This is a genomic window from Devosia chinhatensis (genome assembly GCF_000969445.1).
Lineage (GTDB): Bacteria > Pseudomonadota > Alphaproteobacteria > Rhizobiales > Devosiaceae > Devosia > Devosia chinhatensis.
Genome location: NZ_JZEY01000054.1, coordinates 1,142,623 through 1,164,606, shown reverse-complemented (window position 1 = coordinate 1,164,606; position 21,984 = coordinate 1,142,623). Strand labels below are relative to the sequence as shown.

Annotated in this window: 29 protein-coding genes; 3 read left to right on the top strand and 26 right to left on the bottom strand. The window is 60.3% G+C overall.

Going from position 1 to position 21,984, the window contains the following annotated elements:
• Positions 1 to 122: 122 nt before the first annotated feature.
• The 14 genes from VE26_RS18690 to VE26_RS05605 all read right to left on the bottom strand — a co-directional run bounded on the left by VE26_RS18690 (position 123) and on the right by VE26_RS05605 (position 13,904).
• Positions 123 to 257 carry a hypothetical protein gene (locus VE26_RS18690; protein WP_280136874.1) on the bottom strand — a complete coding sequence of 45 codons (135 nt, stop codon included), beginning with the start codon at positions 255 to 257 and terminating at the stop codon, positions 123 to 125.
• Entirely contained in the window at positions 254 to 580 is a 327-nt protein-coding gene (locus tag VE26_RS05665; RefSeq protein ID WP_046104114.1) for a hypothetical protein, read from the bottom strand. The genes VE26_RS18690 and VE26_RS05665 overlap by 4 nt, the downstream gene beginning before the upstream one ends.
• Positions 559 to 1,008, bottom strand: a complete 450-nt coding sequence (locus VE26_RS05660) for a hypothetical protein (protein WP_152658726.1) — start codon at positions 1,006 to 1,008, stop codon at positions 559 to 561. Before VE26_RS05660 ends, VE26_RS05665 begins: the two co-directional genes overlap by 22 nt.
• A 4-nt stretch (positions 1,009 to 1,012) precedes the next feature.
• Positions 1,013 to 1,339: a hypothetical protein gene (locus tag VE26_RS05655; RefSeq protein WP_046104112.1), complete on the bottom strand. Its 327-nt coding sequence runs from the start codon at positions 1,337 to 1,339 to the stop codon at positions 1,013 to 1,015.
• A 72-nt stretch (positions 1,340 to 1,411) separates the two neighbouring features.
• The gene (locus VE26_RS05650; RefSeq protein WP_046104111.1) at positions 1,412 to 2,164 is read right to left on the bottom strand and encodes a glycoside hydrolase family 108 protein; all 753 of its coding nucleotides are present in this window, start codon (positions 2,162 to 2,164) and stop codon (positions 1,412 to 1,414) included.
• A gap of 57 nt (positions 2,165 to 2,221) precedes the next feature.
• A complete protein-coding gene (locus tag VE26_RS05645) occupies positions 2,222 to 3,277 on the bottom strand; it encodes a Kelch repeat-containing protein (RefSeq protein WP_046104110.1) in 1,056 nt (351 codons plus the stop codon).
• Positions 3,278 to 3,322: 45 nt separating this feature from the next.
• A complete protein-coding gene (locus VE26_RS05640; protein WP_342018396.1) occupies positions 3,323 to 4,297 on the bottom strand; it encodes a Kelch repeat-containing protein in 975 nt (324 codons plus the stop codon).
• Entirely contained in the window at positions 4,257 to 6,443 is a 2,187-nt protein-coding gene (locus VE26_RS18250; protein WP_046104108.1) for an autotransporter outer membrane beta-barrel domain-containing protein, read from the bottom strand. Before VE26_RS18250 ends, VE26_RS05640 begins: the two co-directional genes overlap by 41 nt.
• 13 nt (positions 6,444 to 6,456) lie before the next feature.
• Positions 6,457 to 7,275: a hypothetical protein gene (locus VE26_RS05630; protein WP_046104107.1), complete on the bottom strand. Its 819-nt coding sequence runs from the start codon at positions 7,273 to 7,275 to the stop codon at positions 6,457 to 6,459.
• On the bottom strand, positions 7,272 to 8,126 hold the full coding sequence (locus VE26_RS05625; RefSeq protein ID WP_046104106.1) for a hypothetical protein: 855 nt from the start codon (positions 8,124 to 8,126) through the stop codon (positions 7,272 to 7,274). Before VE26_RS05625 ends, VE26_RS05630 begins: the two co-directional genes overlap by 4 nt.
• Positions 8,126 to 10,534, bottom strand: coding sequence for a phage tail protein (locus tag VE26_RS05620; protein ID WP_052715695.1), 2,409 nt, complete (start codon positions 10,532 to 10,534; stop codon positions 8,126 to 8,128). The genes VE26_RS05625 and VE26_RS05620 overlap by 1 nt, the downstream gene beginning before the upstream one ends.
• Entirely contained in the window at positions 10,534 to 11,169 is a 636-nt protein-coding gene (locus VE26_RS05615) for a hypothetical protein (RefSeq protein ID WP_046104105.1), read from the bottom strand. Before VE26_RS05615 ends, VE26_RS05620 begins: the two co-directional genes overlap by 1 nt.
• A gap of 12 nt (positions 11,170 to 11,181) precedes the next feature.
• On the bottom strand, positions 11,182 to 11,880 hold the full coding sequence (locus tag VE26_RS05610; RefSeq protein ID WP_152658724.1) for a hypothetical protein: 699 nt from the start codon (positions 11,878 to 11,880) through the stop codon (positions 11,182 to 11,184).
• Complete coding sequence (locus VE26_RS05605) at positions 11,880 to 13,904, bottom strand: tape measure protein (RefSeq protein ID WP_046104103.1); 2,025 nt, start codon at positions 13,902 to 13,904, stop codon at positions 11,880 to 11,882. The genes VE26_RS05610 and VE26_RS05605 overlap by 1 nt, the downstream gene beginning before the upstream one ends.
• Positions 13,905 to 13,954: 50 nt before the next feature.
• On the opposite strand from VE26_RS05605, the gene VE26_RS05600 reads away from it, so the two are divergent.
• Positions 13,955 to 14,218 (top strand): hypothetical protein, encoded by a 264-nt coding sequence (locus tag VE26_RS05600; protein WP_046104102.1) that lies wholly within the window; start codon positions 13,955 to 13,957, stop codon positions 14,216 to 14,218.
• Here the strand turns inward: VE26_RS05600 and VE26_RS18980 are convergent.
• The 4 genes from VE26_RS18980 to VE26_RS05580 all read right to left on the bottom strand — a co-directional run bounded on the left by VE26_RS18980 (position 14,215) and on the right by VE26_RS05580 (position 16,000).
• Complete coding sequence (locus tag VE26_RS18980; RefSeq protein ID WP_425283849.1) at positions 14,215 to 14,505, bottom strand: phage tail assembly chaperone; 291 nt, start codon at positions 14,503 to 14,505, stop codon at positions 14,215 to 14,217. The genes VE26_RS05600 and VE26_RS18980 overlap by 4 nt on opposite strands.
• Positions 14,506 to 14,531: 26 nt before the next feature.
• Complete coding sequence (locus VE26_RS05590; protein ID WP_046104100.1) at positions 14,532 to 14,969, bottom strand: hypothetical protein; 438 nt, start codon at positions 14,967 to 14,969, stop codon at positions 14,532 to 14,534.
• A 3-nt stretch (positions 14,970 to 14,972) separates the two neighbouring features.
• Positions 14,973 to 15,497, bottom strand: a complete 525-nt coding sequence (locus VE26_RS05585) for a hypothetical protein (RefSeq protein WP_046105059.1) — start codon at positions 15,495 to 15,497, stop codon at positions 14,973 to 14,975.
• Between the two features lie 62 nt (positions 15,498 to 15,559).
• Positions 15,560 to 16,000, bottom strand: a complete 441-nt coding sequence (locus VE26_RS05580) for a phage tail terminator-like protein (protein WP_046104099.1) — start codon at positions 15,998 to 16,000, stop codon at positions 15,560 to 15,562.
• A gap of 67 nt (positions 16,001 to 16,067) precedes the next feature.
• Here VE26_RS05580 and VE26_RS05575 point away from each other — a divergent pair, with 67 nt between their 5' ends.
• Entirely contained in the window at positions 16,068 to 16,355 is a 288-nt protein-coding gene (locus tag VE26_RS05575; protein ID WP_046105058.1) for a type II toxin-antitoxin system RelE/ParE family toxin, read from the top strand.
• A gap of 1 nt (position 16,356) precedes the next feature.
• Positions 16,357 to 16,653, top strand: coding sequence for an addiction module antidote protein (locus VE26_RS05570; protein ID WP_046104098.1), 297 nt, complete (start codon positions 16,357 to 16,359; stop codon positions 16,651 to 16,653).
• Between the two features lies 1 nt (position 16,654).
• Here the strand turns inward: VE26_RS05570 and VE26_RS05565 are convergent, their stop codons facing one another.
• The 8 genes from VE26_RS05565 to VE26_RS17040 all read right to left on the bottom strand — a co-directional run bounded on the left by VE26_RS05565 (position 16,655) and on the right by VE26_RS17040 (position 21,979).
• On the bottom strand, positions 16,655 to 17,068 hold the full coding sequence (locus VE26_RS05565) for an HK97 gp10 family phage protein (RefSeq protein ID WP_244465635.1): 414 nt from the start codon (positions 17,066 to 17,068) through the stop codon (positions 16,655 to 16,657).
• A 34-nt stretch (positions 17,069 to 17,102) separates the two neighbouring features.
• Positions 17,103 to 18,170: a hypothetical protein gene (locus VE26_RS05560; protein WP_046104096.1), complete on the bottom strand. Its 1,068-nt coding sequence runs from the start codon at positions 18,168 to 18,170 to the stop codon at positions 17,103 to 17,105.
• Positions 18,170 to 18,565, bottom strand: a complete 396-nt coding sequence (locus tag VE26_RS05555; RefSeq protein WP_052715691.1) for a hypothetical protein — start codon at positions 18,563 to 18,565, stop codon at positions 18,170 to 18,172. The genes VE26_RS05560 and VE26_RS05555 overlap by 1 nt, the downstream gene beginning before the upstream one ends.
• Positions 18,558 to 18,755 carry a hypothetical protein gene (locus VE26_RS05550; protein ID WP_046104095.1) on the bottom strand — a complete coding sequence of 66 codons (198 nt, stop codon included), beginning with the start codon at positions 18,753 to 18,755 and terminating at the stop codon, positions 18,558 to 18,560. Before VE26_RS05550 ends, VE26_RS05555 begins: the two co-directional genes overlap by 8 nt.
• Positions 18,755 to 19,258 (bottom strand): DnaT-like ssDNA-binding protein, encoded by a 504-nt coding sequence (locus VE26_RS05545; RefSeq protein WP_046104094.1) that lies wholly within the window; start codon positions 19,256 to 19,258, stop codon positions 18,755 to 18,757. Before VE26_RS05545 ends, VE26_RS05550 begins: the two co-directional genes overlap by 1 nt.
• A 132-nt stretch (positions 19,259 to 19,390) precedes the next feature.
• On the bottom strand, positions 19,391 to 19,987 hold the full coding sequence (locus VE26_RS05540) for a hypothetical protein (protein ID WP_046104093.1): 597 nt from the start codon (positions 19,985 to 19,987) through the stop codon (positions 19,391 to 19,393).
• Between the two features lie 56 nt (positions 19,988 to 20,043).
• Positions 20,044 to 21,048, bottom strand: a complete 1,005-nt coding sequence (locus tag VE26_RS05535) for a hypothetical protein (RefSeq protein ID WP_046104092.1) — start codon at positions 21,046 to 21,048, stop codon at positions 20,044 to 20,046.
• A 112-nt stretch (positions 21,049 to 21,160) separates the two neighbouring features.
• Positions 21,161 to 21,979, bottom strand: a complete 819-nt coding sequence (locus VE26_RS17040; RefSeq protein WP_052715690.1) for a hypothetical protein — start codon at positions 21,977 to 21,979, stop codon at positions 21,161 to 21,163.
• Positions 21,980 to 21,984 lie beyond the last annotated feature (5 nt).

Below are 21,984 nucleotides of genomic sequence, written 5' to 3'. Positions count from 1 at the left end.
AGGTGAGGGTGTCCGACGTAGTCATTTGTCGGGTTCATTGGTGGAACTGTGCCCCCAATGACTGCTTTCCATGATGCGGTGGTAAATAGTTGCCAGTCTGCATTCCACCCCAAACCAGTCACTTATTGTACAACGGGCAGCTTCCCTGCCTCCTCAATGATGACCTCGACCGAGAGACGGCTGTCTATGCTGTGCATTAGCTCGGGCCTGCGCTTGCCGATCCCACTGAGCAGTTCGGTAATTTCGGCCAGGGTCATCGATCACGCATCTTGTCAGTGAGTGCTCGCACTTCTCGGCGAAGCTCCTCAATTTCCCGAACAAGTCCCCTCACCACGATGGTCATGTCTTCCCCAACCTTGTTCTGCTTAATCAGAGTAATGTTCAGCGCCTCGATGGCGGCTGCCACCTGCTTGACCGAACTGGCGTCAATGGTCAGCGCAGCGATCTCGGCCTTGCCGCCACCGGCCTTAAGATTGTTGACGATGGCCACGGCCACGCCGGCAAGGGCAGCGATCAAGGCCGTGACGACGCCGATGATGGCAACCTGTGTGGGCGCCTCTAATGAAGTGAACCAATCCACGCCCGGCTCCTGATGGCTTGATAGGTATCCATCCCGGCTCGGCCGGAGTTGAACAGATCGCTGGCCATGAAAGTGAGGGCGAAGAGCATGGCCATGGGCGGGCCGTGCTCATTCGTGGCCATGGAATATCCCGCAGCGATCGAGGAAAAGAGCCCGACGCCCATTACAGCGACAAAGCAGCGGATCGGCGCGGAGACCTCCGGCTTGTGGCCATTGAGTACCAAGGCCCCTACCCTTGCCGCGCCAAGGATCAGGCTTGCGCCAACCCAAATGCCGACCGGAGCGATAGCGGAGAACCCGGCCAGACCCGCCCTCGAGAACGCGTCCGGCCAGATGACTAGGTAGAGGCCGATTCCCACCATCATGATGGCGCCGAGCCATTCGGCTATGCGCAGCGGGATCTTTTCTCGAAAACGAAGAATGATCACGGCGTCACTGGCCCAGCGGCTTCTTTGCGACCCATCGGCCATAGATGGTGCCGACACCGCCGGCCACGCTGCCCAACGCAGCCACCCAAAGGTTGGGCGTCCAGTCCCCAGCCGCCACCAGCCCAGCCATGGTGCCAAGGCCGCTCAAAATGGCAGCAATGGCGCCCCAGGTGACGCGGGACTGATACCAGGGCTCATTGTTGGTCTGGTTGACGATGACCTTCGCCGCTTCAGTAACGGCGGCCGGCGTGCCGGGCTGGGCAGTGAATTTGCCCGTGACGTCGCGGACCGCATCAATAATGAGACCTTCGACAATACGACTGCGGTTCATGGCTATGCCTTTCGATTGCGCATGAAAAAGCCGCCCTCAGGCGGCGGATCACGAGTGGAGATGAACGACAGATTAGATAGCTGCGGCTTCGCGGGCGTAGGCTTCGGCCTGCTGCTGGTTGATACGAGACCGAGAGGCGAGAATGAACATGACCACGACGGCCAGCACCACCAGCCCGACAACGATCCAGCCATTGGCAAACAGTGACGGGTCGACCTGATCGGCGCCGACCGCGCCAGCCCCGCCCGCGCCAGCAGTGCCAGCGACACCGGTCTGCGTTTTCGCAGTAGCCTTGGACTTGTCCGCCTCATCCTCGAGCTGCTGCTTGACCACATGCGGGTCATTATGGGCAGCCAGCGCCCACGCAACGCCCTTGGCCTGAATATCAGCAATGCGGTTGCCCCAGCCCTTCCCGAAGACCTTCCACGTGTTGAGGGACTGGACAAAGCCGAGCCGCTGCCGGCAGATGTTCTTGACGGTCTGAGCGTGGTTATTTTTGGGGTCGAGCCCGGCCAGCAGCCACTTGCGGCCACGAGAGACGCCAGAATTGACACCAGCGTCATAAGCCGCGAGATCGACGCCCACGGCCAGTGTGGGGCCACCTACGGCCTTCCAGTAGCGCTCGAAGTAGATTTCCTCGGCCTCGGCGCGGCTTATGTTGCGAACCGGCTTTGCGCCCTGCCCCTTGCTCTTGAGCCAGGAGTGATAGACGGCCTCGGTGATACCGTACATTGTCTTTCCGCCGGGATCGGCAGCATGATTCGACCAGCCGCCCTCCCAATTCGCGGTGACGGCATGGCACCGCGCGAACTTTGCATCGGCCATGACAGCCTCCTATCGATGATGGAAAAGAAAAGCCCCGCAGAAGCGGGGCCAATAAATTCAGAATTTCATATCGGGCCTGTACCAAGGGATCGGCTCCAGCCGCCAAACAGCCCTTTCGGAAAGGGGGCCGCCCAGCATGTAGATGGACCCCTTATGCTCCACGACTGATGCAGCGTGACGCGGGGGCCAAGGAACATCGCGAACGCTGCACCAACCCTCTGGACAGGTGTACCAAGTGTCGGCGTACTCTTTTTCGTCGTCAATGCCTCCCAGCACCCATAGACGCCCATCGTAGACGAATGTGTTGTGATATTGACGATCCCCCCAAGGCAGGTGGTCACCGTCCGCCTCGCGGTTCCATTTGATACCATCAGTCGATGACCAATGGTCAGAATGGTAGCTTCGGTCAAAGCCGCCAGTATCGTATGTGCCGCCGCCGAGAATGTGCATCTTGCCATCAAGGACAGCAGAGCCAATGCCCATGCCTCGCGGGGCCCAAGGATTGCCGTCTGAAACTTTCTCCCAGACCTTCCCATCTTTGGTGCGCCACACGTCCGAATAAAATATCGGCTCTCGCGAACCTGCTTGACCAGCCATTTCATCAAGGGTTTGGCCACCAAGTAACCAGATATAGCCGTCAAAGACATAGGTCTGGAAAAGCACGCGATCGAGGCCATCAGGGAGATCGCCGACACGCTGCCAGTTGATCCCGTCTCCGGAAACCCACACGCCAAGCTGATAACGACCCTGGAGCGCATCACCGCCGATGACCCACATGTATTCGTTGAAAACGACGTAGCCGGAAGAGTGCCGGCCTTGCCATGGCGCTATTGCATGCTGCTCCCAGTCACGACCGTCAAGCGAACGCCAGACGCCGCTGATCGTGTGAGGCGGCGGAGACCCGCCCGGGGCCCATCCGCCCAGCAAATACATATAGTCGCCATAAGAGAGGAGCCCTGCCCCATCACGGGGCAGCCACGGTGCCTTTTCCGTAACGGCCACCCAACGATACTGCGAACTGCTGAAGAGCGTCGATGCTAGACCAGCGTTGCATATTAGCAGAATGGCCGTCGCCAAAACGCTGGCAACTGCGATAACGAAGCCCTTGAACATTGCCGGTTGATACACCCCGCAAGGATTTCGTGTCCAGTCAGGGATTTAGCTCAGTGCCCAGACTGTCGTTTCATCCAGAGGTCCGCCGAGCATTACTATCTCGCCGTTGTAAGAGCACACAGATGCGGCGTGACGCGCGACCCAAGGAACTGTCGCCAGTTGCCGCCAAGCAATACCATCTCCGGAACACCAAGCGTCGGCAATGTTCTCATCATCGTAGCCCGCGATGAGCACCAAATCGCCGTTGAGCACAGCTACGCTGTTGTACTGACGCGCAAGGAAGCCGCCGTCAGGCGTCACCTGCGCCCAACTCACGCCGTCGGCCGACCTCCAGACATCATGATGATAAACCCGAGTGTTGCCATCTGTGTCGTACGCGCCGCCGCCCACCAGCCACATGTATCCATCCTTTACCGCATTGCCGATAATGGAACCTCTAGGTGACCACCCATGCCCGTCCGAAACGAAAGTCCAGGTTGAGCCATCCTCGGAAGACCAGACGTCATCGTAATAGGGGCCGTCTGCCCGGCCGGCAGGATCAGAGACGGCGAACTCGTCGAGCGTTTGCCCTCCGACGATCCACATTTTACCTGCGTGAGAGAATACCTGATGCAGAACACGGCCAACTGTCAGGGGCTCAGCTTCAGAGACTACCTCCGCCCACGTCGTTCCGTCGAACGACCACACGTCCCGCTGATAGACGCCAGAATTGGCGTCGCCGCCGATGACCCAGATCTTATTATCATGCACCAGCCATCCAGCGGAGTGACGAGGCGTCCACGGCGCGTTTGCCAAGCGAGACCAACCGGCACCGCCGTCTGTGGATTTCCAAACTTGGTTGGAGGTGTGCGGAGCGGGTATTGTGCCCGGAGACCACCCGCCAAGCAGATAGAGATCTCCATTGAGTTCGAGCAGCCCAGCACCGTCGAGTGGCGCCCACGGTGAAGTAACGCTAATCTGCCGCCAGAGGCCAACTAAGCTAAGGGGAGCTCCCGGTCGGCCAGAGGAAATGCACCCCATACAGTTCGATATTCTTGTTGTTCAGAGTGCTGAATCGCCACCGCGGGTTGTTGGCGGAAGGCTGGGCCGTCACGTCTAACGCCGCGGCTTCAACAACTGTGATCCCATTCTGGAGGGTGAATTTTTCTGTCAGGGTTGCTTCATTGAAGGTGGCGCCGCCATCGCGAGAGAGCTCCAATTTGTAGTCAGTGCCAGCCACCGACGACCCTCCCACCTGCTTGACCATCAGGACCGCTCGAAGGGTTTGCGGGATAACCGGCGCAGTGAAACTGTTTGAGCGAACCGTCATGTTGTTGGCGGCAGCCGCTGCAGTCCGCACCTCAATCAAATCAAGAACTGCCAAGAAGTCAGCATTAGGCGTGTATCCGGAAACAACAGTAGATCCGCCGTCCCCAGATGTCACAGCCTTCTGATAGGAATTATACCCTGACGCCGCAGAATTCCGGCGAACGTCGGCTGTTGCACCGAAATCAAAGGACACGACTAGGTCCTTGGTTTCATCGAGGGCGTAGTCTATTGCGTCTGAAACTACCGATGCGCCACCCGCCACCAACGTTACACCCGTAGCGCCGCCGGCGAAAGTTACCCGAACTTGGGTGCCGTCGAAGTTCGGCGCAGTGCCGCCCACGTGCCCGATCCAGACATCATCAATCGGTGTATTGGCACCAGAGGTCGGAGGGGTCAAAGTGAGGCGCACCTTATCGCCGCTGACCGTGAGTGCAGATGCAGGCACTAACTCACGGGTTGAATACCCGCCATAGCCGGTAGAGTTCGCCGTAAGGGCGGGGTTTGCCGACGTGGCATAGGTGTCAGTCCCCGTAGTCGGCTTAAGAACCCCGGTGGTGGCCGAATTCAGGTTGCTGGCGCCCGCGACATCCACATAAGTCAGGGTGTCGAACGCATCCGCAACGCCATCGCCCATAAACAGCGCAGCATTGCTGTTGTCTGCGATCTGGATGGCCATGATAGAAAGTGTGGTATTCTCCTGCACCGCAGAGACAACTGGTGCCGCTGGGTCACTGCTGTCGACCGAAATGCCAGTGCCAGCCACAATGCTAGAGACTGTTCCGGCACCATCCGTTCCCGCTCGAGCGATAAGCGACCAATAGGTGTTGCTCGTCGTCGGCAGCGTCGGCGGTGCATTGCCAGTCGTGCTGCCAAGGGCACGCCAGGACGAGCCATTGTGGAGCACACCGTCGTTGAGAACATACGCCGTCGCTCCGCTATAAGTGCCCTTCCAAGCTACGCCGATAGGGCCGGTAGGGCCCGGCACGGTGCTCGCAGCACCCTGTGGGCCGGTATAAATGGCCACAAGCTCCCAATCGGGGCCTGCGATGAGCCGCACGACGCCCGAGCGCCCGGCATAGGCTCCGAAGTCTGTTTCAAGATCAGTGACGAAGACGAGGAAGCCCGCCGTTTCGCTTTCGTAGGCTGTCAGCTCGGATGGATCGGCCACAGTCGCATCGGTGACGTAGGAATCGCCCCGGTCTCCTGTCGGGGCAAAGGCCACCATGATTTCTTCGCTTGCCGAGAAGCTGCCAGAGCCGCCGATGTGCTCGACAGTCAGCTTCCGGTATCCAGTGCCATCCACCACGCTGCCGGTGACGACAAAGGCGTGGAAGGCAGAGGGATCTGCAATAGAGCGAAGCCAGAGCCGCCCCTTGGTCAGCGAGGTGCTGTCGTCCCAGCTGTCGATCTCTCCCGCTGCCGAGGCCCCATTGGCGTCCAGAACGTCGATGAACACCACCGTTACCGACGCAATCGTGGCATTGTTCAGCCGGATGAAGCCGGCACCAGGATCACCATCAGTCGTCGTGTCGCTGAAGCGGTAGAATAGCCCCCGACCGTTCGCCTCGATCACAGACATATCGGCAAGCAGTTCGCGCAACCGAGCCGTGTTGCTGGTGGAGTCCCCGGCCGGGATGATCTTGTATTCGCCGTCGACAATGTCGACGCCAGGCCAGGCATCGATGGTCAGTTCGTTATTGTCTGTGGCGTCAGCCGTGATCAAGGCGATAAGGCCTTGGGCCGGATCGAGCAGCATGTCGTTCTTGCGCACTGAACCGATCCAGAACGTGTTCGTTCCAACCACGACGGTATCGCCGTTCGAGACCGTTATGGTCCCGACACTGTAGGGCTCTGCCATTGATGCCTCTGAGTTAGCTGCGGCGCCCGAAGGAGCCGGTCAGAACCGCCTGATAGGTCGATCCGTAATTGTATGATGCCGGGTTGGGGATGGTGCAGACATTGGCACCCACGCCCGTGTAGCCTCGCCGGCTCCGCTCACTATATTGGTCAGCAAAAAGCCCGGCCGTTTCCTGATAGGGCGCGCTGACCCGGCTATCGATCTGCAGCACCGGCATGCCTGGCGTCCCGCCATTGACGTTCTCGCCGCCGCTTCCGCTTGCCGCCGCAGTGTAGATGAACTCCGTCCCGTAGATGCCCCAGCCGCTTGGTGGTTCGCTGACCGATTGCTGCCGGTGAAGTTTGAGCGCCCCGCCCGACACATAGATCGAGCAGGCCCGGGCCATTCCGAACTTGGCCTCCATCAGCAGCGACCCGCTGATGAAAGGGATGCTGACCCCCATCGGCTGAAGTGGGTCGATGTTCTCGCCGTTCCATTGGTTCGACGGGGCTGACGTCCTGGTGAGCTGAATGCGCCCGACGAAAATGTCGGCATCAGCCGGCGCTGCGACGATCGTGGTTTCCTGAGCAAAATCCTGCTTGGGGATGGTCAACGCCGTGGCGCAACCACTCTGATAGCCCACGGCGTTTGCCAGCGAGCTGTAGCTGAAGACGTGCCGCCAGTTGTAAACGTAATCCTTGCTGAAGTCTGGAAAGACCACGTTGAAGGTCTCTGAGATGTCCATCGACTGCGGCAACAGATTGATCAGCGTACCGTCTGTGGTGAACACGGTGCGGGCGCCATAGGTGATCCGTATCTTGGTATCGCCGTCGAACAGCTCGAGCCCGCTCATGGCGCCTGCACCTGGATCTGCCCGGGCCCGGTGAATGAACCGGTATAGTTCATCCCGCTGCCATAGATGAAACCCCAATCCGTCCCGGTATAGCCAAGCCTAGACAGTGCCGCCCCAAGGCTGGCTGGGATTGGATCAAAGGCCGTACCATCAGCCCTGACAGCCCTTGGCGCACCATTGGCGAGATCAATCGTCCTGCCTCCATAGGAGATGCCGAAGGGCGATCCACCCGGAACCACTTGTAAATACCGGCGATCCGATTTGAACTTCCGCCGACCCATCTCCACGATGCCTGTCACCGGGTCGAAGTCGAATAGCACGTTCCCGGTCGGACTAGGCTGGTTTGCGAAGATCAGCAGCGTGTAAGTCAGGCTTGCTGCCGCCAAAGTGCTCGGCCCAGTCGTCCCGAACTCTTTCATCCGCACTTCGGTGCTCGTGGCGTAGATCGTGGCGAAGCGAACGCCACCGTCTCCTTGGGACTGCACCGGCATCCCTGGCCAGACCATGTTATTTCCCAAGACGGCCATGACCAGCGGCACGTAGCCCAGACTGTGGGTGAACAGCAGGCGATCCACCGAGGCGCCGCCGTTCCAGCCGAATTGCACCGTCGCACCGATCGGCGGGGACACCACCGATACGGCACTGTGGTTGACGGTGACATTGGTCGGCCCGAACGCGACCTCGAGATAGTTGAAGTCAGAATGGAAGTAGATATTCGCCAGCCAGTTCAGCGGATCGTTCAGCGGACGGTTGCGGAGCGAGTTCGGATTATCGACGGCACCGCCCCCAGGCGCCTCATCGAAAAGTGCAAAGCGCCCGGTTGCCGGGTCATTCATGAAGACTGTTGCCATCAGCTTGTCGAAATCCTGAATCCGCCAGTCGAGAGGTTCCAGAAGCTGCTGCCAGACGCGCTTTGAATAAGCGCGGCCGTGATGTCGCGAACCATGAGACCGTCCTCATCGAACAGGGCAAAGACCGAAGAACCATCCCCAGAGCTCACCACCGTCTGATCGGCAGCCAACACAATTCGTGTCGATCCATCCGGCAACAGGTCCAGATACATGCCGGCCGAAGCGAAGGTTGATCCATCACTTGACACCTGCACCGCCCAGCGCGCCTCCACACCGGCCGGAGTTGCCTGCGCCGCAAACCGCACCAGCACTTGAGCGCTATCGCCGCCCATTGCCGCGTATAGCGTTGTGAGGGACTGCGCGATTGCGCCGCCTGGCCCCAATGCGACTTCGATGAACTCCACAAAGCCTGCTTCGAGATCACCCACCTTCTTGCGCAGGTCGCGCTTGATGCTTTCCTGCTCGTTGAAGTTGGCCAGATCCTGCTCGGAAAGAAGGGAGCCCAGCTGCTCGATCTGCTGCGCCGCCTTACGGGCGTCGATGCTGATCGAATTGATCTTCGCAGTGATCTCAGCGGCCAGAGCCTCGAAGGTGACATCGATATCGTCGGCACCGAGCTTGACGTTCGGCGTGGTGACGGTGCCCCATAGCCCATCTGTCCCGTCAACATCCTGGTTTGACCAGCGCGTGATCCGACCCGAAAAGGGGATATAGATGCCGCGCCACTCATAGGTTGCATTGGGCAAGATGGCAGGATTGTCCGCCACATGCGAAGGCGCCGGATCATCGATGTCGTAATCGCGGGTGACGTCCGAAATGACCTTCTTGGCGTTCCAGCTTTCGCGCACCTGAATGCGGACATGGCTAGTGTCGGCGAGGCCGTTGTCCCAGAAGACCTCGATTGCTGGACGTCGCGACTTGCCAGCGGCGTCTGTCACCGTGAAGGGCGCAGCACTCCACCCGGTGCTGACCTGCGGTGCCGGCCGCTGAATGACCAACGGAACAACGTCCCAGGGCAGCTCGTAATCGCTGATCCAATCATAGTCAGCCGGGTCGACTTCTTGACCGGCGACGAACTGATTGCCGTTCGGCAGGTCTTCCATCGCAGTGATGATGAACTGCTTGTTCGCAAACCCGTCGCGCGTGCTGGTGACGAGATACGAATCCAGCGGCTCATATTCCCACCATTCAGGCGGTCGGGTCTTCGTTTCGCGGCGGAAGCGCCTGATTTCCTCGATCGCGGCACGCATCAGCTCCTGAACCTGCAGGGGATACGGAACTGCCTTGTACGATGTCGTGAACGGCAGCCGGCGATTATCGTCCAGCACCTCGAGGTCGCTGCGATAGCGCGGCGGTGCCTCTTTGTTTTCCCAAGCCTCTGCGGGCTCGGGGTAGGTCGCACCGATGCCGTTGAACAGGCTCTCAAAGCCTGGGAACGGCTCGTAAGTCTGGCCCTCGGTAATGACGACGTCTTCGTCGGTCACCGAAACGACAGGCGCATCAGGCTCTCCGACCAGGAACTTGTAGGTGCCGCCGATTTCAGCGATGCGGCCCTCACAGGCCTTTAGCAGCTCGCCAATGATGGCATGGGGCTCTGCGTCGACATTGATCTCGATCCCGAACCGGAAACGCCGTTCACTGGTGCCGTCGCGCAGCGTGTCGCACTTGTCCATCTGCGCTTCGAGGTTCGCATAGGAGAAGTTTGCATCGGTGATGTTCTGCGGGCCATAGACCCACTTCCCATCGTAGTAGATGCCCTTCGTCAGAGTGTAGGCGCCGACAATAGGGTTGTCATGCCGGCCGTCACCGCGCGGGTCATCCAGCGCGAGGCCATTCACCTCTGCCAGATATTCCGGAAAGCTCGTGAAGAGCTCCCGGTTGACCAGCGCAGTCGCAACGAAATAGGCGACGCCGCGACCGATCATGTCGGCTGTATAAGGGCGATCCGGATCACTGCCGAACTGCGCCCGCATCAGCGGGTCAGCAGCGGCCTGGCTGCCGTCGTAAAACTTGACCCATAGGTGGTCTTTGCCGCCCACACGATATTCGAGGACCGGGTAGCCAAGATCGCCAGCCACCGAGCCGGCCAGTGTTACCTTCTCGCCGTTGACGAAAAAGCCAGAGAACCCGCGCACCGGCAGATCTGAGACAGAGACGACCTTCGAATAATAGGCATTCGGCGCATCGCCATCATTGCCCCAGGTGCCAGCATATTTCAGGTGCCCGGCCGTGGCGTACCATCCCATGATGAACGACATGGGAGCATCGCCGCCGGTCTGGATAGACCCGCGAACGCCGGGAACCTTGGGCTTCTGATCTTGCTGGAAGATCGACTTGATGAGTGTCGAGGCAAGGCTGAGAACCAGACCGACAACGATCTGAATGATTATGCTGAAAGGGTCGAACATCAGGAAGTCGCGCCTTTCACTTCACCCCACCACAATTCCCACTTGCCAGCTGTGCCGCTGTACTGGCCGAAGCGGTCGCCAGAGCGCAGCTTGTAGGTTTCGTCGCTCTTTTTGGCAGGGCTGGTGCGGGTCATTTCATGCGTATGCGATCGCACATTGATGGTCCTCACACTCTGCCCGCCCACCGCCGCCACACGCTCGGGCGCCGTGTTGACCTGGCCGAGAAACCGGCTGCGAGGGTTGGCCACCAGCAGCATCGAGGCCGGATCGAGGTAGCCGCGGAAGATCTGGACGCGCGCCGTGCGAAGCGCCTGCTCATTGCCGCGCGCCATGATCTGGACGATTGGGTGAAGGGGGTTCATCACCACCTGAATAGTGTCGACCTCCAGACCGATCTTCAGCGGGATGGCATCGATCGACTGGAGCGGCGCATTGTCCCCGTAGAAGGCGTAATTTCCGACGTCGCCGGCCCCATTGAGCACCACATTGACCGAGACATCTTCCCCAAAATTGGTGAAGCCATAGCTCGTGAATGTCTCGTCATCTGTCAGTGAGAACAGCACGAAATCGCGCGGGATGATGCGCGAGCGGTCGCGCACCGCCCCTTGCGTGGCGGCGTCGAGAAGTCGGACCATTTGGAATGAGCCTTAGGTTAGTACCACCGGATCGGGCTGCTCGACCTGGCCAGCGCCGCCAGCGGCAAGCGTCTGCAGGGCTGAGAAGCGAAGGCGCGATGTCAGCGCGCCTGTCGTCTCCACACGCATCGAGTTCGCCTTGAGCTTCACCTTGGCAGCTGGCTTGACCAGCGCAGCGCCCAAGCCGGTCGTAATGCCTGGCCGAAGGTGCGGCCTCATCTCAATGCCCAATGCCCGCCCTTCCCCGTTTGCCGTGGCGCCAGTTACCACTTTGAGCAGGGCCCGGCGGCTTGGGCTGCCATAGTCGACGGCAATATAGGCATCATCTGGCACCACAAAGCCCGCAGGGAGCCCTGCCAGAGCGATGACTTTCCGGTCGCCGTCTATGGCGAACAGATACGCCACAAAGCCGTCCAGCGCCTCGCCCCGAGGATCTGTCGATGGGTATTCTGCAGCAGGATTATAGAGCATGAACGTTTCATTCGATCCGTTTAGCGCCATGAACTTTCCGCGCCAGCCCTCGACCTCGGCATGATAGCCTTGAATGGTCTGGCATTCGGCTTCCCAGAGCATCGGCCCGAGATCGTGAGACAGCCCCTCGCCAGAACCAAGACCGGAATATTCCTGCTGATAGACCGGGTTCCATGATACGGACTCGATCTTGAGCAGATCGACCAGATCGGCCAATGGTAAGGGGAAAGTCAGTGCCATCAGCCGTTCACCACCATTGAGTTGCCCTTCATGTCGTTGATCATTCGGGGCATGACCTTGCGGTTGTTATAGTCGACGCGCATGTCGGCCACTTGCCCGGCGACCTGGCGCATCAGCGGCACGATGTTCCCGCTTTCGTCGACAGACAGTGACACCTCCAGCTGCACGCGCTGCGGGCCAGGGTTCTGGTTTGCGGCCATGCTCAGCGACGGGCCATTGGGGATGACTTCCGCGCCTCGTGGAAGGCGGAGAAGCTCCGGCCCGTTCTCGCCTACCCAAGACAGCCCTGCCCGGCCTACAGTGCCTCCTGTGGCCATTCCAGGGATGCCGAAGATGCCCGGCTTACCGAAGCCGCCAGCAACACCCCATCCGCCGCCCAGCGAGTTACCTCCGATACCACCCATTGCGGCTCCGAAGATCATGTCAAAGATGCCGTTAGCGGCCATGGACAGAGCGCGATCAGCGATCTTGTCGAGAGCGTTGGCGCCGGCATTGCCAAGAGCCTCCCAGAAGGACTGGCCCTCCTTCAGACCACGCTTGAGATCACCGGAGAAGCCAGAGAAAGTGGCGCGATAAAACTCCCACTCCTGAGATGCCGAGCGAGCAGCATCGGTCAGCGTGGTTCCGAGCGTCTTGACGTTGTCGTTTGCGGCGGCGGCGGCCGTACCGACGCCCTCAAGCATCGGGACAATCGGGCTGTCGATTATGTTCGCGTCAATAGTGGCCAGCTGACTCTGTAGCTTTGCAAGCGCCTCATCCATGACGCGGATATTCATGCTCTTCACGTTCGCATCAAAATCCAGTGGCTCGAAGCCGAACCCAAAGAACTTGCGGAAAGCCTGCGCGCGGGAGGCTGCGGCGGCCCACTCTGCCTCCGCCAACGTGATGGCCGATTTGGCAGCTTCTACCTGCATAGCAACCTGGTTGCGCAGCGCGGCCGTATAGCCGCCACTGGCGTTCATCGAGGCTTCCATTGCTGTAGCATTGGACGCATAGGCGTCGTTGGCGCTCCGGATCGCACCCTCTGCCTCGCGTACTGCGGAGGTCAGGAAGAGATAGGCAGCGACAGCGCCACCGGCAGCCAGCGCGACCCATATAAAGGGGTTCGCGAGCAGAGCCGCAGTAAGCGCCGCTACGGCCATCGTCGTGGAGCCCAGCGCAGGCAAGAGTGAGACGGCTATGACGGTAGCCAAACCGGCGACAACAGGAACGGCATTCTCGATATTTCCAGCGAGAAACATGATCGCTTCTGAGACACGGGCAGAGACGCCATAAGTCTTGTCCATCGTGCCGATAAAGGCCGTCAAGTTCGTCTGCAGCCGAGTGAATGCGTCTCCAATCGTGGCGGGCATCTCTGCAGCTTCAGCACGCAGTTCACCCAACCGGTCGATCATCGCCGATGAAATTACATCGCCAGTGATCTTCCCCTGTGAGGCCAGGCTGCGAAGTCCTGAAACAGTCGTGTTGAGCTCGGCCGCCAGCGCTTCTGCGACCCGTCCACCATTCGCCAAAACAGTTTCCAGGCCGTCGGCCTGCAGCTTCCCGACAGCCATAGCCTTTGAAAGCGCATTCTGCACCGACGCGGCGCGTTCCCCGCGCGTTGCTGTAACGACCAGGGCGTGATTGAGCGCTTCAGTGAAGTCGGCAGCCTCTGCTGCGTTCCGCCCTAAGTCGCGCAGCACACCGACGTTGCGGGAATAGACCGCGACTGTCTGATCGAGGGGTGAATAGGACGCGTTGGCCAGGTCGACCATGCGCTGCATCATGGCGGGAGCTGCGTCCATATCCTTGATGGCGGCGCCAACTCGGGACTGCATGTCGGACCAGGCATCGGCATACCCCGCCAGTTCGCGTACGCTCAGCGCAGCACCAATAACCCCGAGGGCCCGGCCAACGACAGCGCCCATTGCAGCCGCGCGCTTTTCGGTCCGATCCGCCTGACCTTCGAATTCCTTCAAGCGAGTGGTGGCGCGAGGAACGTCATCACTGACAATCCGCAAACCCAGCGTGGCGATCTCAGTCATGTTGCGGTGTTCCTCGGTAGGCGATAGCTTCGAGCCGTTTGGAGGGGCCGATGGGCTACGTCTTCTACGTATTTGGTGTGCTTGGACTGCTTTTGGCGCTGTACATGGGCACTATCGGTGCTCCGGTTGATCCGATGGCGCGGGCTTTCGCATGGACCTACACAGCGTCTCTAGTAGGTGCATCGATCGGCCTTTTTGCCATTGGCCGCGTCCTGGACCTTCTTGCTCAGATAGCGCGCAACACCGAAAGCCTGCGGTCGTTTGGAAAGAGCAGACGCGAAGGCCGTGACGACCGAGTTGAGCCGAAGCCCTAAAACAGCGCGTCGAACAGTTCCGGACTCAGCGGGCGCCCCTTAGGGGCGTTTGGGCTTTTCCGGCGCCATTCCTCGTCCAGAACGCTCAATGCCGCTAGAAGGCCCGCAAAGTCGTCCTGCGAGGCCAGCCCATTGCGCTCCGCCCATCTCTCGATTGACAGGAACATGATAGGCCCGCCCATTTGACGATCTCCAGAGAGCTCGTTGAAGGCCCGCAGATATTCTTCATGGCCGGGAAGAATTTCCGGCGGCCATTCCGCAGGGGGATCTTCGCTCTCCCCCGCGATCCACGCGCGATAAGCAGCGCCGTGCGCTATTTGCCAGCGGACGGCGCTTCGGAGTTTCCCCCAGTCGCCTCTGCATCCTCAGCGCGGCCCTTGTCCACGATCTGAGCGGCCCACACCACAGCATCGCCAAAGAATGCAAAATCCGGGTCGGTCAGCCACTGGTGCGCAAGAGCCTTGTCATATGGCACAGCCTTGCCGCCGTCCGTCAGGCCATCCCAGTCGAGCAAGACGACTTCGTGCAGGACCTGGCCGAAGACGTCCAGTGCCACGTCGGCCTTCAGCGAGCCGTCCCGCTCCCGCTGATCGCGCGGGACCTTCCGCTCCAGACGGCTGCGGGTCTGGACGACGATGGGACTGGAGAGGCCGCGGACGCGCAGACGCACATCGCCCATGCCGGGAATATCTCCCACCCATTGGCCGGCGGTGATCGATGCGCTGTCACGCTTCAGAGCGCTGATATCCATGGATTATGCGCCTCCCACGGGGCCGCCAGTCGCCGCAGCGGCAACGCGAACCGTGTTCTTGAACTTGACCAGTTCGACGGTCATCATGCCCATCGTGTTGGCTTCGCCGCCTTGCTCTACCGGCTCTTTTACATAGGCTGCGAAGAGGCGGATGGTGCCATGCGCGGATGCACCGGTCGGGGCGTCTGGGAACTCGACCAGGAAGGCGCGCAGGGCCTTGTCGCCAGCTGCCGCATAAAGGGCGATCTGGCCGGCATCGGCTGGCACGACGCCAAAGGTATTCGACATGACGCCGGGGTTCTTGGTCCCCATCTGAACGTCGTCGTATTCCTCGTTGAGGTAGCTTGAGGTGATGGTGGCTTGGTCGCCGCCGAGGTTGCCCATGGTCTGCCACTTGCCGATCCCGCCCCAATCGGCATCATCAATGTCTGGGAAGTCAGCTGCATCGAGAAGCCCGGAAACCGGTGGCACGAGCACTACGGCGTGCATGTAGATTTTCCGGCCAGCGACCGGGAACGACTGGGACATAATGGTCTCCATGAAAAAGCCCGCCGATCAGGGCGGGCGGTCAACCGGGAAGTCCGGAATGGCTAGGCGTAGGCTTCCAGCTCGATGACGACTGGCACCTGGATATGGGTGTCGATGAATGGCGCAAGGGCAGACGGTGCCTTCGTGACGCGCGTCTCGATGCCTTGGAAGGCCATGCGAAGATCGGCCGGGAAATGCAGAGCCACCTGCCCCGCCACTTCTCGAGCAACTGGGCTGGCCTGTGTCTTGAGGCCCATCACATCGATCTGGAGCATGCTGGGGCGACGATGCGGATCCTTGCTGCCGATGAACTGGCGCTGTGTCTGGTTCGGCGTCCATGTGCAGCGAAGATACCTTTGTGCCGGGCTGGGTGTGTAGGTATTCTGCCCGGCGGGCAGCGGACCATCGGTCCAGACGATGGTGTACTGCTCGACCATGGGCAGTGTTGCCACACGCGCTTTGATCGCCTCGGCGATCTTCGTTTCGATGCTCGGGACTGACATGCAATCTCCGTGAATTATAGTTCACACTTGTATTGATACTGGCGCAACAGTGAACTATAGATTACACATAATCGAAGTTCGCCAAACCGCTGTCTTCGCCAAATGGCACAAGTCCCTCAAGGACAAGAAGGCTGCGGAAATTATTGCCCGCCGCATCGTTCGAGTTCAGTCCGGCCTTATGGGCGACGTGAAGGTGTTCGATGGGATTGGTGAGCTTCGGGTGGATTACGGTCCCGGCTATCGGGTTTATTTCGTTCAGCGGGGCAACGTTCTTATCGTCCTGCTCTGTGGTGGCGACAAGGGTTCTCAGGACCGGGACATCGCCAAGGCCAAACAGATGGCAAAGGAGATTTGATATGGCCCTCGAAACCGTTCCCTTCGACGCTGCCGAATTCATTGACAGCGCTGAAGGACAAGCCGAATTCTTGGCGGAAGCCTTTGAAACCGGCGATGCGACCTTCATTGCTAATGCTCTTGGAGTGGTTGCCCGCGCCCGAGGTATGACGAGCATTGCCAGGGATGCTGGCGTGACCCGCGAAGCGCTTTACAAGGCCCTCAGCGAGAAGGGCGATCCAAGGCTTTCTACCCTGCTTGGGGTGATGAAGGCGCTCGGGGTGCGATTGACCACTACGCCAGTTGTTCCCGCCGAATAGGTTACAGTCCGAACCGCTGTTTGACCTTCGCCGCCTCCTCGCGGACGATTTGAGGCCAGCGCTGCGCTGCCAGTGTCACCCAAGGGCGCGGCGCAGCACCTCCAGCACCGAAGTGGACATATGCGCCATACTTGGCCGTGTAGCCGAGATAGAGCGTTCCGCCGCCGTCCCAGCCATTGATGACCAGCACAATCGGCCCCACGGCATCGGCATTGATCTCTGCCCCGGGATTGTCCCGAATGAGTTGCGGCATTGCCGAGGTCGATGCCACGAAGGATGCGCGCAGGAAGCCGGTGCGCTTATAGCCAGAGGGCGAAGGCGGCGCCTGATAGACTTGGCGATCCAGTTCAGCGTCTATTTCCTTAGCCAAGCGCTGCGCGCTGTTCTTCAGTACCGCGTCGATGGCTTCTGGCACCCTGCGGCACCAGTCGCCAATGGTCGCCGCAAAGTTACTCACCGACGCGAGCCTGATACCGGCGCAACGCCTGGGCCGTGAAATCGATCGTTACGTCGGGCGGAGGGCATTTGCAGCCCACGAGATGATGCGCCGGCAGGTTTGGATCATGGGGCCCGGTGCACTGCGTCCCATCCGGCAGCGTGAAGAGCTGGTTGAACGGTACGGTCTGCCCGACCATCGCGAGGTGATCGGCGCGGTTTTCCTTTGAGATGGAGCGGCCCCAGGTCTTCACCACATAGCCTGCTTCAAGCTTGCCTGCATCGATCTGCTGCTGGAACGCATCGTTCTTGGCCTGCGTCAGCGCTATGTTGGTTTCAGTCAAAGCCAGATTGTCGGCTCGGTATTTCAGCGCCCGGTTGCTGTAGGCGGTGACGATCCGGTCGACGGCATCGGCCGGCACTGAACCGCCCTGCTCCAGCGCGCGGCGGACATGGCCATCGAAGCGCTTGTCGCGCAGGGCGTAGCCCAGATAGTCCCGCATGGCCTGAGCAGCACCAGCCCGCAGCCCTGCATAAATCTTGTCGAGCGTCTGTGCCTGGGACGGAGTGAGCCCGATCAGTCCGCCCTCACGGAAGCCGGTGCGGCGGTTAATCTTGCCCACTAGGTCCAAGGCCGTCTGGCGCGGGTTCTGGCCGCGTGCCAGCCCTTCCGCCATCACATTTCGCACCGAGGCAAGCTGTTCATCCACAATCCCGTCTACGAGGCCCACAGCGTGTTGCCGCATCACCGCTTCGGCGGGCAGGTTGCGAACGCCCCAAGAGAACGTCACGCGGTTGCCTGAGGGGTCGCGCAACGCGGGCATGCCATTGACCGTCGCCACGCCACCGCTGTGATAGGCTTGAACGATCCCGGCCTCAAAGCGCGCGAAGCGTTCGGGGCTAATGTCGAGCATCCGCGTTGCCGCTTCGAGATTGCCGCGCTCAAGCTCAGCGATCAGATCCTTGAGCACGACTGCCGAAGTGATCGATCGGATCGCTTCCAACCACTCCCGGGCAAGAGTAGTTTCCCACTCATTGGAGAGGTTCTCGAGGACCTGGCGCTGTGAAAGCCTTCTGAGCATCAGCGCCTCGCCACAACGTCATACATGACCATGATCCCAGCCGGGGCCAGCATGTCGAGCTTGGCAATGGTCCATTCCTCGCCGGCATAGACACCAGCCGAGAAAGCACCGTTGAACATGATCACGTCGCCGACCGCAGGGCCGACAGGGAGCCCATTAAGGGCGATCAGCACCTGGCGGTCGCCGGTCAATATCAGCGTGCCATCGATGCGCTTTTCGTCCATCGGCAGCACGACCAGCGTGACCGCGTGATAGACCGTTGTTTCTGTGCCCTCTTCCCATGGATGGGCAGGAGGCGTGACAACGGTGCGACGGATTGCGCCGTTCTGCCCAAACTCGGCGATGAGTTCGTTGGCGTCTTGCCGGCTTTCTTCGTAATCGAACGATTCAGCCATCGTTTGCCGCTCCGTTCTGAAGGAAGTCGGCCGCATCGCGCAGGTGCTCAGCGATAAAAATGCGGCCCTGACGCCCACCGACATCCGGCGCTTTGACCCCAACTACGCCACCCTTGGCGTCAAGCTCAATTGTGATCTCGTATTTTGCCGCCGGCTCTTCGGCTTTGCAGGGAAAGTCGATGACCGGCATCAGAACCTCGCCAAGGTCGTCACTGTTGTGCCGCCCGGCGCTGCAATGATCAGTTCGGCCAGAATGCCATCAATCAGCGAGAACACAGGTCGAGCCGCCGCGGCAGTCAATGGCACGGCATATTCGGTTTCTTTCTGGAGCGGCCCGACGCCCTTTTTCAGGCGCTTGATCGAACCCGCCGGCACATAGTCTGGTGATGTCGAGCCGGGCGCAGCCAGTTCGCGTAAAGCCAATTCATAAGCTGCGCGGATGATCGGCAGGGGGACAACATCATCATTGAAAACCTGTCCGCGGAAGATAACGCCTTGCCGCGGCCAGAGCAGCGATTGTGCCGCGTCGGTGATAGTGCCGGGGTATCGGGCGCCATAGAGGCCGTCGAGGCTCTGGGAGCCACGCACAAGGGCGGCGTCACGAGCTCCCGTTGTTGCAGCAGCCCAAGACGCGTTGCCGCGCGCCGCGTGATAAGTGTTGGCGTCTTCGCGCGTTCCGTAGTGATCGGACATGAATGCCTCGCATTTTAACTATTTGGAACGCGGCAGTTCGGGCGGCGTTATTGAGGCGCAGTAGTCTCCCAACTGCACCCTCCAAAGTCAGTCCCCGGCTCATGCACACAGGCCGGGGACTGTTATTTTGCCTTAGCCCCGTCGCTTCAGCTCGGCCTCGATGGCTGTATTTGCTTCTTCGCCATTGGCAATTGGAGTGTCCGAAACCTTGGAGGCGATAGAGCGTCGCTCCTGCCAAGACAGGTCTTTCCAGCCTTCGGGGATGACGACCGCAGCGCGGGTTTCATCGGTTTCAGCAGTGCGGCTAGTGGCGGCGCCGCCGACCGGCTGATCACCGATGATCTTCTGGGCGTCAGAGGTCACCGCTTCACCGGCCTGTTCTGCTGTCTGCGCAGGCTGACCGGAGGTCACAGCGGTGTTGCTTGCTTTGATGCCGATGCCACCCGTTGCAGCAACCTCGGCATTGGAAGCAAAATTGCCCTCGCTGTCGGCAAGTTGGCGCTCGGTGCCTTCCGGATCGAGCGGAGCGGGTTCAATGAGGTCGAGGGCAGTGGCCGACTGGCGCGAAGCCTTCTCTGCCTGGTCAGCCAACTTCTCAAAAGCATTCGCCAGACGGTCGGTAGAGCTGCCGCCGGCAGCATTGGCCTTGGAGCGCAGAATCTGAGCGCGGCTTTCGTCCCGGCGAGCGATTGCTTCGGCCAGGGCGGGATCGTCATGGTGCTTATCCATGTCGTTACCTCGTAATTATGATGAAGGGGTGTGGACGGGGCCTTGGCCCCCTGCCCTTAGCCGTTGGTGGTGACAGCGACCATGCGGACGAGCTTGGGGTCGTAAACGCGCGACCAGTTGGTGCCGGTGGCGAGCTCTGTATCGGTCACGCCCGAAGCCGACGCCGGGGTGCCGCTGAAAGCCACGCCGCGCGGATGCATGACCCAATGGCGGCGATACCAGACGGTTTCGACGCCCTCACCGTTACCGGCCGACGCCACACTAGCGAGCTCGACGGGCTTCTTGGGGCCGCCGTCACCGGTAGCCTCGGCGTAACCGATTGCACCGTTGCCGAAGAGGTAGCTGGTGTACTTGAACCCGCTGTCTTCGCCGGCCACGCGCGGGCACTGATCGGACACATAGACGATCTTGTCGTCCCACATATTGAAGTCGAGGCCAGTGGCGGGATCCTTGAACTTGTCGATCGCACGGGCAGCGCGCAGGTTATAAAACACGCGGGAGTGCATCAGCACTGCCGACAGCGTGGTGCCGTATTCACCCAACAGGGCGTAAGCATTGGCGGCAATCTCGGCATCGAGATTGATGGGCGTCACCGCGCCATCTTCGGACGCCACATCGAGCACATTGCCCGCCATGCCAGCTGACGCGAAGACGCCGGCCATCTGCTGGCCCATGATGCGCTGCTCTTCACGCACCCAATACTCAGCAATGAGCTGTGCGACGGCGTCGAGCGGGTCTTCGGCCAGCATCGAGGCAACCAGGTTGGCGCTCTGCCAGCCATTGTTGCGCCGGATCTTACGAGCCATGTCCTGACCTTGGGTCAGCTTGTTCGGCGTGGCGTTCTGGCCCGGATCGTCGGTCGAGACGTTAGAATTGCCGGTCAGGTCATTCCAGAACGGCATCTGGACGAGATCACCCGGGCCATTGGCAAAGTTCTGCAGTTCGGCATCGGTGGAAACGATTGGGGAATTGCGGATACGCGAAAGCTGCGCAATGCGCTGGATCGTGGTGGGGAGAAAGAGCGGGCCATAGATGACGTCGCTCAGGCGAGTGGTAGCCATGAGGTCAATCCTTCAATGAGGGGATGGTGATGTCGGGAGTGGATCAGCCATCCCATCGGGCCCGGCTGCTTGGGATGCGCCATCGGCGCGGTAGTCGAGGTAGGCTTTACGCCTACCAGGTCACGGTTGCGCCGGCAGCCTGCGCCATCAGGCGCGCCTTGGCCGGGTTTTCCGAAATGAGTTGCTGCTGCTTGGTCAGGTTGGGGCGCTTGCCGTTGCCGCTGTCCCAGGGATTGTCGGCGAACTGCTGACCCTTGCCGCCGCCGGCGTCGCCACCGCTGGGTTTGGCGATAAAGACGCGACCTTCATCGGACTGAGCCCAGTTGGTCACGTACTTGCCGATCTCTTCTTCGCCCAGGTCGGTCTCGACAATGGCGCGGCGGGCGCCGTCATCATCACGAACGACCTTTACCGAGGGTTTGAGCATGGCACGGGCTGCCTTGAGAAAGTCCTTGGACACGCCGGCATCAACAAGGGCCTTGGTGAGGCCGTCTTCGACCAGCACCGAGGCAATCACATCGTCGCGCTCGGCGATTTCGGTTTCCTTGGACTTCAGTTCGTTGGCGTGCTTGGTCTCGAGATTTGCAATGCGTTGCTCGAAGACTTTCTTCTGGCTTTGAAGGTGCTCATCCTTCTTAGCCTTGTTCTCGGGGTCATTGGGATCGCCAGCTTCCGCCTTGAGCCGCACCCATTCTTCGGCATCGAAGTCTTCGGGCAGCTCGGCCAACTTGGCGTTCGCGCCGTCAAGATCAGTCGTGAGCTTCTTCTTGTCGCCCTTCACCCGCTCGAAAGCAGTCTTGAGATTGACCACGGTAGGGTGAGCGTCAATGCCGTCGAGCTGAAGGACGAACTTGCCGTCGATCTCCTTGTATTCGGCCTTCAGAGCCTCTGGCACATCGTCCAGGTTTTCGAGGATCGTCTTGAGTGCCATCGGCC

What these genes read in the sequence shown, in the direction of transcription:
- VE26_RS18690 (WP_280136874.1), bottom strand. Translation starts at nt 257, where the DNA reads ATGACCCTGGCCGAAATTACCGAACTGCTCAGTGGGATCGGCAAGCGC.
- VE26_RS05655 (WP_046104112.1), bottom strand. Translation starts at nt 1,339, where the DNA reads ATGAACCGCAGTCGTATTGTCGAAGGTCTCATTATTGATGCGGTCCGC.
- VE26_RS05650 (WP_046104111.1), bottom strand. Translation starts at nt 2,164, where the DNA reads ATGGCCGATGCAAAGTTCGCGCGGTGCCATGCCGTCACCGCGAATTGG.
- VE26_RS05645 (WP_046104110.1), bottom strand. Translation starts at nt 3,277, where the DNA reads ATGTTCAAGGGCTTCGTTATCGCAGTTGCCAGCGTTTTGGCGACGGCC.
- VE26_RS05640 (WP_342018396.1), bottom strand. Translation starts at nt 4,297, where the DNA reads ATGGGGTGCATTTCCTCTGGCCGACCGGGAGCTCCCCTTAGCTTAGTT.
- VE26_RS18250 (WP_046104108.1), bottom strand. Translation starts at nt 6,443, where the DNA reads ATGGCAGAGCCCTACAGTGTCGGGACCATAACGGTCTCGAACGGCGAT.
- VE26_RS05630 (WP_046104107.1), bottom strand. Translation starts at nt 7,275, where the DNA reads ATGAGCGGGCTCGAGCTGTTCGACGGCGATACCAAGATACGGATCACC.
- VE26_RS05625 (WP_046104106.1), bottom strand. Translation starts at nt 8,126, where the DNA reads ATGGCAACAGTCTTCATGAATGACCCGGCAACCGGGCGCTTTGCACTT.
- VE26_RS05620 (WP_052715695.1), bottom strand. Translation starts at nt 10,534, where the DNA reads ATGTTCGACCCTTTCAGCATAATCATTCAGATCGTTGTCGGTCTGGTT.
- VE26_RS05615 (WP_046104105.1), bottom strand. Translation starts at nt 11,169, where the DNA reads ATGGTCCGACTTCTCGACGCCGCCACGCAAGGGGCGGTGCGCGACCGC.
- VE26_RS05610 (WP_152658724.1), bottom strand. Translation starts at nt 11,880, where the DNA reads ATGGCACTGACTTTCCCCTTACCATTGGCCGATCTGGTCGATCTGCTC.
- VE26_RS05605 (WP_046104103.1), bottom strand. Translation starts at nt 13,904, where the DNA reads ATGACTGAGATCGCCACGCTGGGTTTGCGGATTGTCAGTGATGACGTT.
- VE26_RS05600 (WP_046104102.1), top strand. Translation starts at nt 13,955, where the DNA reads ATGGGCTACGTCTTCTACGTATTTGGTGTGCTTGGACTGCTTTTGGCG.
- VE26_RS05590 (WP_046104100.1), bottom strand. Translation starts at nt 14,969, where the DNA reads ATGGATATCAGCGCTCTGAAGCGTGACAGCGCATCGATCACCGCCGGC.
- VE26_RS05585 (WP_046105059.1), bottom strand. Translation starts at nt 15,497, where the DNA reads ATGTCCCAGTCGTTCCCGGTCGCTGGCCGGAAAATCTACATGCACGCC.
- VE26_RS05580 (WP_046104099.1), bottom strand. Translation starts at nt 16,000, where the DNA reads ATGTCAGTCCCGAGCATCGAAACGAAGATCGCCGAGGCGATCAAAGCG.
- VE26_RS05570 (WP_046104098.1), top strand. Translation starts at nt 16,357, where the DNA reads ATGGCCCTCGAAACCGTTCCCTTCGACGCTGCCGAATTCATTGACAGC.
- VE26_RS05560 (WP_046104096.1), bottom strand. Translation starts at nt 18,170, where the DNA reads ATGCTCAGAAGGCTTTCACAGCGCCAGGTCCTCGAGAACCTCTCCAAT.
- VE26_RS05555 (WP_052715691.1), bottom strand. Translation starts at nt 18,565, where the DNA reads ATGGCTGAATCGTTCGATTACGAAGAAAGCCGGCAAGACGCCAACGAA.
- VE26_RS05550 (WP_046104095.1), bottom strand. Translation starts at nt 18,755, where the DNA reads ATGCCGGTCATCGACTTTCCCTGCAAAGCCGAAGAGCCGGCGGCAAAA.
- VE26_RS05545 (WP_046104094.1), bottom strand. Translation starts at nt 19,258, where the DNA reads ATGTCCGATCACTACGGAACGCGCGAAGACGCCAACACTTATCACGCG.
- VE26_RS05540 (WP_046104093.1), bottom strand. Translation starts at nt 19,987, where the DNA reads ATGGATAAGCACCATGACGATCCCGCCCTGGCCGAAGCAATCGCTCGC.
- VE26_RS05535 (WP_046104092.1), bottom strand. Translation starts at nt 21,048, where the DNA reads ATGGCTACCACTCGCCTGAGCGACGTCATCTATGGCCCGCTCTTTCTC.
- VE26_RS17040 (WP_052715690.1), bottom strand. Translation starts at nt 21,979, where the DNA reads ATGGCACTCAAGACGATCCTCGAAAACCTGGACGATGTGCCAGAGGCT.